Origin of the sequence: Pseudomonas sp. EL_65y_Pfl2_R96, assembly GCF_963970905.1 — a bacterium.
Classification (GTDB): Bacteria; Pseudomonadota; Gammaproteobacteria; order Pseudomonadales; family Pseudomonadaceae; genus Aquipseudomonas.
This window is the reverse complement of sequence record NZ_CAXAQH010000018.1, coordinates 114,076-123,146: the sequence shown is the minus strand read 5'-3', so window position 1 is coordinate 123,146 and position 9,071 is coordinate 114,076. Positions and strand designations below refer to the sequence as shown.

At 60.7% G+C, this 9,071-nt stretch carries 11 protein-coding genes; 2 read left to right on the top strand and 9 right to left on the bottom strand.

Annotated features, from left to right (window positions below):
- Nucleotides 1-267: 267 nt before the first annotated feature.
- The 6 genes from AACY49_RS18835 to AACY49_RS18810 all read right to left on the bottom strand — a co-directional run bounded on the left by AACY49_RS18835 (nt 268) and on the right by AACY49_RS18810 (nt 4,841).
- Nucleotides 268-498: a hypothetical protein gene (locus AACY49_RS18835; RefSeq protein ID WP_258700474.1), complete on the bottom strand. Its 231-nt coding sequence runs from the start codon at nt 496-498 to the stop codon at nt 268-270.
- Between the two features lie 132 nt (nt 499-630).
- Nucleotides 631-891 (bottom strand): hypothetical protein, encoded by a 261-nt coding sequence (locus tag AACY49_RS18830; RefSeq protein ID WP_258700475.1) that lies wholly within the window; start codon nt 889-891, stop codon nt 631-633.
- 82 nt (nt 892-973) lie between these two features.
- Nucleotides 974-2,053 (bottom strand): molybdenum ABC transporter ATP-binding protein, encoded by a 1,080-nt coding sequence (gene modC, locus AACY49_RS18825; RefSeq protein ID WP_339525668.1) that lies wholly within the window; start codon nt 2,051-2,053, stop codon nt 974-976.
- A gap of 3 nt (nt 2,054-2,056) precedes the next feature.
- A complete protein-coding gene (gene modB, locus AACY49_RS18820) occupies nt 2,057-2,737 on the bottom strand; it encodes a molybdate ABC transporter permease subunit (protein ID WP_339525666.1) in 681 nt (226 codons plus the stop codon).
- Nucleotides 2,738-3,496, bottom strand: a complete 759-nt coding sequence (modA, locus tag AACY49_RS18815; protein ID WP_339525664.1) for a molybdate ABC transporter substrate-binding protein — start codon at nt 3,494-3,496, stop codon at nt 2,738-2,740.
- A gap of 280 nt (nt 3,497-3,776) precedes the next feature.
- Entirely contained in the window at nt 3,777-4,841 is a 1,065-nt protein-coding gene (locus tag AACY49_RS18810) for an NAD(P)H-dependent flavin oxidoreductase (RefSeq protein WP_339525662.1), read from the bottom strand.
- Between the two features lie 177 nt (nt 4,842-5,018).
- Here AACY49_RS18810 and acuI point away from each other — a divergent pair, with 177 nt between their 5' ends.
- The gene (acuI, locus tag AACY49_RS18805; protein WP_339525660.1) at nt 5,019-6,002 is read left to right on the top strand and encodes an acrylyl-CoA reductase (NADPH); all 984 of its coding nucleotides are present in this window, start codon (nt 5,019-5,021) and stop codon (nt 6,000-6,002) included.
- A gap of 53 nt (nt 6,003-6,055) precedes the next feature.
- Nucleotides 6,056-6,544: a GyrI-like domain-containing protein gene (locus tag AACY49_RS18800; protein WP_339525658.1), complete on the top strand. Its 489-nt coding sequence runs from the start codon at nt 6,056-6,058 to the stop codon at nt 6,542-6,544.
- Here the strand turns inward: AACY49_RS18800 and ada are convergent.
- The 3 genes from ada to AACY49_RS18785 form a co-directional block, all read right to left on the bottom strand.
- Nucleotides 6,508-7,581: a bifunctional DNA-binding transcriptional regulator/O6-methylguanine-DNA methyltransferase Ada gene (ada, locus tag AACY49_RS18795; RefSeq protein ID WP_339525656.1), complete on the bottom strand. Its 1,074-nt coding sequence runs from the start codon at nt 7,579-7,581 to the stop codon at nt 6,508-6,510. The two genes, AACY49_RS18800 and ada, sit on opposite strands and share 37 nt — an antisense overlap.
- An 87-nt stretch (nt 7,582-7,668) precedes the next feature.
- On the bottom strand, nt 7,669-8,349 hold the full coding sequence (gene alkB, locus AACY49_RS18790; protein ID WP_339525654.1) for a DNA oxidative demethylase AlkB: 681 nt from the start codon (nt 8,347-8,349) through the stop codon (nt 7,669-7,671).
- Nucleotides 8,339-9,007: a 2OG-Fe(II) oxygenase gene (locus AACY49_RS18785; RefSeq protein WP_413817538.1), complete on the bottom strand. Its 669-nt coding sequence runs from the start codon at nt 9,005-9,007 to the stop codon at nt 8,339-8,341. The genes alkB and AACY49_RS18785 overlap by 11 nt, the downstream gene beginning before the upstream one ends.
- Nucleotides 9,008-9,071 lie beyond the last annotated feature (64 nt).

The following is a 9,071-nucleotide window of genomic DNA, read 5'->3' as shown; positions in this document are numbered from 1 at the left end:
ACCACTCAGGCGCTGGTGATACTGGCTCGCAAGCTTGCTCGGATCGTATTCGCTCTGCTGAAAGGGCAGAGCGAATACCAACCAAAAGCCGGTTGAGGGCTTCCCCTCAACCATAGAATCTCCCACAGGTTCAGCAGCTTGACTGACTGGCATTAGGCAAACCGGGTAGCACATGGCGAGCAGGCAGGCATATGCCTGGTGACGACGATGTCACCGTTCAGGTGTCCTGAATCGGGCTCTGCCACTGGTTTGAGTACCTGGGTCGACTCATCTGAACCGAGGCAGCGGCGGCTCGACAGGTTTGAGCGCAGACAGCGCGCTGCGAATCTGCGGCGTGTCTTTCTCGATGTCGTTCAGACGATCGCGAATCCTGAGGGCTGTCGGGTGCCCCCCTTGATTATCGACCCAGTCGGCGATCTCCTTGCACGCGGCGGCAAGGCGCGCCTGACGGGAGTCAAGCAGGGTGAGCAGAGTGGCGATGGATTCTTTCTCGGACATGACAAACACCTCCGTTCAAAGAAATCGGCTAAAGGGCAACAAAAAGCCCGCGGGGGAGCGAGCTTTCTGCCGATGGGTCGCTGGTCCTTCAGCTCCTTCAAGTATAGACCCGAAAAATGGAAGGGGCCGGCTTCAGGCCAACCCGTGCGACGCCTGCGAACTGACCGCGTTAAGCCTGCGACATTCGCGTTCGGCGTCCTCTTCAAGATCGAAGCCGTCACCGATGAAACCACGAGTGCGGGTATCGACGATGCGATACCAGACGACGGTGTCGGATGGCGGGTTATCGGCTTCTCCGGCCCGGCGGCCATGAACGATGATCTTGTTGCAGCGTTTCACAACGAAAATGTCTTCCATGGCGTCACCGAAGCTATTCGTGTTCAGATCAAGCATAGAAGCCCGTTGCGATCATGCAAAAAACTGGCGGGGCAGTTCGTCGGTTCAGTACGCCTTTGAATACGTCTCGGCGACGGGGTCAGGCCAACACCGCCACCGCTTTGATCTGCGCCCAGAGTGGCTGGCCGGGGTGCACGCCCAATTGGTCCCGGGAGTAACGGGTAATCCGCGCCAGCAGCGGTGTGCCAGCCGCGTTCAGGCGGATCAGTACGTGGGCGGCGTTGTCGGCGCCGATTTCACTGATCACCGTGACCGGCAGGCGATTGAGGATGCTGCTTTGCTCGACGCCTTGCAGGCTCAGGCTGACATCCCGCGCCTGGACCTTGCAGCGCAGTGCCTGACCCTCAGCCATCGGCGAATGGGCGACCCGAATGCTCAGGTCCGTGTTGGGCAGTTGCAAGGTCAACAACTGGTAGTCGGCGTCATAAGCGCTGACGTGTCCTTCGATCACCACGCCGGCGTCGTCGCCCAGGGCCAGCGGCAGATCGAGCCGGGCCAGGGTTTCGCCGATGGGACCGCTGGCCAGGGCCTTGCCGTCGCTGAGCAGGACGAGGTGGTCGGCGAGCCGCGCGACTTCATCCTGAGAATGGCTGACGTACAGCACGGGGATGTCCAGCTCATCGTGCAGCCGTTGCAGGTAAGGCAGGATTTCGTTTTTACGCTGGGTATCGAGTGCCGCCAGCGGCTCGTCCATCAGCAACAGCTTCGGGCTGGTGAGCAGCGCGCGAGCGATGCCGACCCGTTGGCGTTCACCGCCCGAAAGGTGCTGCGGATCACGGTCGAGCAAATGGCCAATCCCCAGAAGCTCAGTGGCGTGGGCCATGTCGACCCGACGCTGTTGGCGAGGGATGCGCTTGAGGCCGAACTCAAGGTTGGCCCGCACCGATAGATGGGGAAACAGACTGGCTTCCTGGAAAACGTAACCCAGGGCGCGTTTATGCGGCGGGACGAAAATCCCCTTGTCGCTGTCCTGCCAGACTTCATCGTTGACCTGAATAAAACCCTGCTCGGCCTGTTCCAGACCGGCGATGCAGCGCAGGCAGGTGGTTTTGCCCGAGCCGGAATGACCGTAAAGCGCCGTCACTCCGCGGCCGGGCAGTTGCAGCTCGACATCCAGGGCGAACCCCGAATAACTCAGTTTCAAGCGCGTTTGAATCATTGATCAGCTCCAGACCGTTTTGGTTTTACGGCTGGAGTAAAGCGCCAGCAACACCGCAAAGGAGAACACCAGCATCGCCCCGGCCAGCCAATGCGCCTGGGCGTATTCCATGGCTTCGACGTGATCGTAGATCTGCACCGAAACCACGCGGGTCTTGTCGGGAATGTTGCCGCCGATCATCAGCACCACGCCGAACTCGCCGACAGTGTGGGCGAAACCGAGAATGGCCGCGGTGATGAACCCGGGGCGGGCCAGCGGCAGAATCACGCTGAAGAACGTGTCCCAGGGATTGGCGCGCAAGGTCGCGGCCACTTCCAGTGGGCGTGTGCCGATGGCGGAAAATGCATTTTGCAGCGGTTGGATCACGAACGGCATCGAGTACAGCACCGAGCCGATCACCAGCCCCGCAAAACTGAAGGTGAGGGTGCCGAGCCCCAGCGACTGGGTGAAGTGGCCGATCCACCCGTTCGGGCCGAGGGCCAGCAACAAGTAAAAGCCAATCACCGTGGGCGGCAGCACCAGGGGCAGGGCGACGATCGCCCCGACCGGGCCGCGCAGCCAGGAATGGGTGCGCGACAGCCATAACGCAATCGGAGTGCCGATAACCAACAGGATGACGGTCGTCAGGGACGCCAGTTTCAGGGTCAGCCAGATGGCGGAATAATCGGCACTCGATAGCGTCATTTAGAGTTGGTAACCGTAGGACTTGATGACTGCAGCGGCTTTCGGACCTTTGAGGTAGTCAACCAGTGCCTTGGCGGCCGGGTTGTCCTTGCCCTTGTTGAGGATCACCGCGTCTTGTTTGATCGGGTCATGCAGGTTGGCCGGAACGATCCATGCCGAACCGCTGGTGACTTTGCCGTCTTTGTAGATCTGCGACAAGGCCACAAAACCAAGTTCGGCGTTGCCGGTGGAGACGAACTGGTAGGCCTGGGTGATGTTCTGGCCTTCCACGATCTTGTCTTTGACCTTGTCGGTCAGGCCCTGCCTGGCCAGTACCTGAGTGGCAGCCAGGCCATAAGGCGCTGCTTTCGGGTTGGCGATGGACAGGTGCTTATATTGATTGTCGCTCAGCACCTTGCCCTTGGCGTCGACGTAACCTTCCTTGGCCGACCACAGCGCCAGGGTGCCGATGGCGTAGGTGAAGCGCGAGCCCTTGACAGTGTCGCCTTCGGTCTCGAGTTTTTGCGCGGTGGTGTCGTCCGCCGAGAGGAACACTTCGAACGGTGCACCGTTCTTGATCTGGGTATAGAACTGACCGGTTGCACCATAAGCGGCCACCAGTTTATGCCCGGTGTCTTTTTCGAAGTCGGCAGCGATGGCCTGGATTGGCGCGGTGAAGTTGGCGGCGACGGCGACCTGGACTACATCCGCCTGGGCGGACCCGAAAGCGAACAGGCTGAACAGGCACGCGGGGACAAAACGTGAGGCACGAACGATCATGGAACGGCTCCGTGGTAGGCGAGTGCAACGAGGGACGAAACGCTATATAGCGGAATATATAGCGAATTGCCTGTAAACGGAACTTGCCAGATACAGAGTACAAGGAGGGCTGGACCTAATGCTGGTCGGTATAGGCGCGGAACCTGTGGGAGCGAGCCTGCTCGCGATGGCGGCAGCAAAGCCAACATTGATGTCACCTGACACACTGCCTTCGCGAGCAGGCTCGCTCCCACATGGATTGCGCTTAACTTGCCGGCATTAGGGTTAGCCCCTTCAGGGTTTAGCGGTGAGTCAGTTTGGCCAACGCCTCATCCGCCAAACGCCGGGTCAACTCTGCCGAAGTCATTTCAACACCCAGCGTGAACGCCTGCCCGGCCCAAAGGCTGCTGAAATCCTCTTCTGCCTTGGCCCGCAAGGGCATCAGCGCGCCGCCCGCCAAGGGGAAGGCCGGTGCCTTGGCGCACATCGGCCCCAGTTCACGCATCACCCGATTGAGAATCCCCCGCGCCGGGCGCCCGGTGAAAATGTTGGTGACCGCCGTCTCGCTTTCCTTGGCCGTGCGCAACGCCTTGTGGTGAGAAGCGCTGATCTTGGCCTCCGGGGTGAACAAGTAAGCCGTGCCCACCTGGGCCGCCGAGGCGCCCAGCAGAAAAGCCGCCGCGACGCCCCGCGCATCGCCAATCCCGCCCGCCGCAATCACCGGCACTTTCACCGCGTCGACGATCTGTGGCACCAGCGCGAAAGTCCCCACCTGGCTGCTCAGTTCATCACTGAGGAACATCCCCCGGTGGCCACCGGCCTCGTAACCCATGGCGATGATCGCATCGCAGCCATGCTGCTCCAGCCAGATGGCCTCTTCGACCGTAGTGGCCGAGGAGAGAATTTTCGCCCCGGTGGCTTTTACCCGAGCCAGCAAGGACTTTTCCGGCAGGCCGAAGTGAAAACTCACCACTTCGGGACGAAACTCTTCGATCACTTCGCAGGCTGCATGGTCGAATGGCGCACGATTGGACACCGGTGTCGGCGCGTCGAAATCGACACCCAATTCCCGGTAGTAGGGTTCCAGCAGATTCTTCCAGTCCTGGGCGCGTTGCTCATCGGGTGACGGAGGTTGATGGCAGAAGAAGTTGACGCTGAACGGGCGCCGGGTGTGTTGGCGAATCGTTTTCAGCTCTTCGCGCAACTGCTCGATGCTCAGCATCGCAGCGGGCATTGAGCCCAGGCCGCCAGCGTTGCTCGCCGCAATCACCATGGCCGAAGTCGTCGCGCCCGCCAGGGGGGCCTGGATGATCGGCAGCTCGATCCCGAGCAGGTCAAGAATACGGGTATCTGGCCATAGGCTCATTTGCAGTGTTCTCCGACGTCGAAACAGGGCAGGGACGGTAGAAGCGAATTTGTATCAGTAATGACTGACGCAAGGCCAGTTGAGTTTTGGGGAATGGCTTAAAGTCGGGTGCGGTGATGTGCTTCCATGTGTTATCTCAACGGCACGACAACTGAGCGATTCCATCGGGAGGCAGTGATGTTCAAAGGCATATTGATCGACAAAGACGACAGCGGTTACCGGGCCACACTGCAAGAGATCAATGACAATCAATTGCCCGAGGGCGATGTGACGGTGCGTGTGGCGTACAGCACGCTGAACTTCAAGGATGGCCTGGCGATCACCGGCAGCAGCCCGGTGGTGCGCAAATTCCCCATGGTGCCGGGGATCGATCTGGCGGGCACTGTCGAAGTCAGCAGTCATCCGGACTACAAGGTGGGTGATCAAGTCCTGCTCAATGGCTGGGGCGTGGGTGAAGGGCACTGGGGCGGATTGGCGCAGAAAGCTCGCCTGAATGGCGATTGGCTGATCCCGCTGCCCAAAGCGTTCACCTCTGCGCAAGCGATGGCCATTGGCACGGCCGGTTACACGGCGATGCTGAGCATCCTGGCGCTGGAGCACAACGGCGTGAACCCCGAGCAGGGCGAAGTGCTGGTGACGGGCGCCAATGGCGGCGTAGGCAGTTTCTCCATCGCACTGCTGAGCAAACTCGGCTACCGCGTGGTGGCGTCCACCGGCCGCACCTCGGAGCACGACTACCTCAAGCAATTGGGCGCCAGTGAAATCATCGATCGCGCCACGCTGTCCGAGCCGGGCAAACCGTTGGCCAAGGAGCGTTGGGCAGCGGTGATCGACTCGGTCGGCAGCCACACACTGGCCAATGCTTGCGCCAGCACCCGGGCCAACGGTACCGTCGCCGCCTGTGGCTTGGCCCAGGGCATGGATTTTCCAGCCTCCGTCGCGCCGTTCATTTTGCGCGGTGTGACCTTGGCCGGCATCAACAGCGTGACCCAACCCAAAGCCAAGCGGATACTGGCCTGGAATCGTCTGGCCAAGGACCTGGATTTCGCCTTGCTGCCGCTGATCAGCCACGAAATCGGCTTGAGCGAAGCCATCGACGCTGCGCGGCGCTTGCTCGCCGGCCAGTTGCGCGGTCGGGTGGTGGTCGACGTCAATCGTTGATCATCTCAATGCCAATCAAACAGACAAACTGTAGAAACAAGGAAACATCGACAATGGATGTAAAACTGCGTGAAGTGCTGCCCTTTAGCGTCTCGGGTTTGCAGGTGCGAACCCTCAATGCCGCCGAGCAGCAGCCCGATACCGCGCGTATCGGCCCGATGTGGGAACAATTTTTCGTTGAGGACATTTTCGACAAGATCGCCCACAAACAGCCGGATTCCTTCATGTACGGCGTCTATTCCAACTACGAGTCCGATGCTTCGGGCCCGTTCGATGTGACGGCGGGTGCGGCCGTCACCGCGCCCTCCGAAGACTTTGCGCTGGTTCAGGTTGAGGGCGGCGATTACCTGGTGTTCAGCGCCAAAGGGCCGATGCCCGATAGCGTCATTCAGACATGGGGCCTGGTCTGGGCTTACTTCGAGGATAACCCGCAGGTTCGCCGCAAGTTCGCCACGGACTTCGAGGTCTACACCGGCCCGGAGTCCGTGGCGGTCTACATCGGCATTCAGGACTCAGCCGCGTTTTCACGTTCCAGTAACTGACGCTTGCGCTCCACGCCCCAGCGATAGCCCGACAGGTTGCCGTCGCTGCGCACCACGCGATGGCAAGGGATCGCCACCGCCAGGCTGTTCGCGCCACAGGCCTGGGCCACGGCGCGTACGGCTTTCGGTGCGCCGATGCGCTGAGCGATATCGGCATAACTGGCGGTGCTGCCAGCGGGAATCTCCTGCAAGGCTTGCCACACCCGCTCCTGAAACGCCGTGCCGCGTACGTCCAGCGGCAAGTCCAGGCCGAGCGCCGGGGCTTCGATAAAACCGACGACCTTGGCGATCAACTGCTCGAACTCATGATCGGCACCAATCAGGTTGGCGCGTCGAAACTTGTCCTGCAGATCACAGACTAATTGATGCGGGTCGTCCCCCAGCAGGATCGCACAGACGCCGCGCTCACTTTGTGCCACCAGAATCGCCCCGAGGGAACACTGGCCGACGGCAAAACGAATGTCGTTGTTCTGCCCGGCCGCGCGGTAGTCGCCGGGTTTCATGCCCAGCAATTGATCCGCCGCCTCATAGAAACGGCTGTTGGAGTTGAAGCCGGCGTCATACAGCGCGTCAGTGACCGTGCCGCCGTCTGCCAGGCGTTCGCGAACCTTGCGCGAACGCTGGGCGGTGGCATAGCCCTTGGGTGTCAGGCCGGTGATGGCCTTGAACACGCGATGGAAGTGGAAACTGCTCAGGCCGGCCGCGTCCGCCAATTCATTCAGCGCCGGCAACGTTTCGGCGGATTCGATGTGACGGCACGCGGCGGCCACGGTCACGGCGTGTTGTGCGGCGACATCGCTTTGATCCTTCGCGGCCCGTTTGCTGGGGCGATAACCCGCCGCCTGGGCTTGCTCGGCCGTCTCGAAGAACTCGACGTTCTGCGGTTTCGGCAAGCGTGCCAGGCTGCTGGGGCGGCAGTAGATGCCGGTGGTTTTCACCGCATACACAAACTGCCCGTCGGCGCGGGGATCGCGTGCGACCACGGCGGCCCAGCGAGGATCGTTTTCGGTGGCGATTGTTGTCGATTGAGTTGTCATGGCTTCATGTCCGTTGACCCGTTTCATGCAGATTAAACAGCGGGTGCAGGCACCGCACTCCGGGTCTTGCGGTCGAATTCGAAAGCTTCATCCTGCGGTACGAAAGGTGAAGTTGATCCGTTGTTCGCCCAGTCGCGGATGTTGGCCATCCTTGATCGGCAATACGCCGTGATAGCGTAAACGGTCCACGCCACCCCAGACCACGATATCGCCGTGCAACAGCGGCACTCGCTGGCTTTTGGCGCTGCGTTCGAAGCCACCGAACAGGAACGTCGCCGGCAACCCCAAAGACACCGACACGATGGGGGCCGCGTAGGAACCTTCGTTTTTGTCCTGATGCAATGACATCCTGGCACCTGGAACATAGCGATTGATCAGGCAGGAATCCGGTACGAAATCCATAAATCCCGCCTCTCGCGCCGCTGCCTGGGCCAGTTCGAAAAACACCTCGGGCATTTCAGGCCAGGGCGCGCCGGTCTGCGGATCGTTACGGGTGTACTGGTAGCCGCTGCGGTCGGTTGTCCAGCCCCAGGTGCCGCAACTGCTCAAGGCCACCGACATGGTAAAACCGCCGGGCGTGATCATCTGCCGAAAGGGCGCCGCTGTCAGAACCGCCTCCAGTGCCGGCAGCAACCGGTCGAGCCAGGGCAGGGCAAAGCCTCTCAGAACGCAGGATTGTTCGCCGATCTGCTCACGCCGGGTCTGCTGCTCGGGTTCGGCGTCGGCAAACAGATCGAAGGTGATTGGGCTCATGGGGTCATAACGCATCGTGAAAGATGATTCCAAGGGTATGCCGTTTTCCACTGTGCAGGCGACTCACCCCGTGACGCATGGTCACTCGGTAATAACCGCGAACGCCTTTTACCGGGCGCAGGTTCACGGCAAAAATCAACGCATCGCCTTTCTTCAGGCCGATGACTTGCGGGCGTGACTGCATCCGTGGACGTTGTTCAGTCAGCACAAACTCGCCGCCGGTGAAATCCTCCCCTGGTTCTGACAGAAGAATCGCCACTTGCAGCGGGAAGACATGTTCGCCGTACAGATCCTGATGCAAGCAGTTGTAGTCCTGCGGGCCGTATTGCAGCAACAAGGGGGTCGGGCGTTCCTGACCGGCGGCATGACAGCGCTGCAGAAATGCTTCATGCGACTCAGGAAAACGGGTCGGCAGGTCCATGGATGCGTACCAGCGATTGGCGATTGGAACCAGTCGAGGGTAGAGCGCACGGCGCAACCGGGCCACCGGATCCGGCAGCGGGTATTTGAAGTATTTGTACTCGCCACGGCCAAAACCGTGGCGAGCCATCACCACTTTCGATCGAAAGGTCTCGGGCCGGTCGTACAGGGCGCTGATTTCATCGCAGGTTTCATGGCTTAAAAGCGACCTGATGATCGCGCAGCCATCCTGGTCGAGTTGTTGCTCGAGCATGGCCCAGTCGAGGGCATCGTCGTGAATCGGGTAAGTAAACAAGGGCTCTGACTCCTTGACCAAA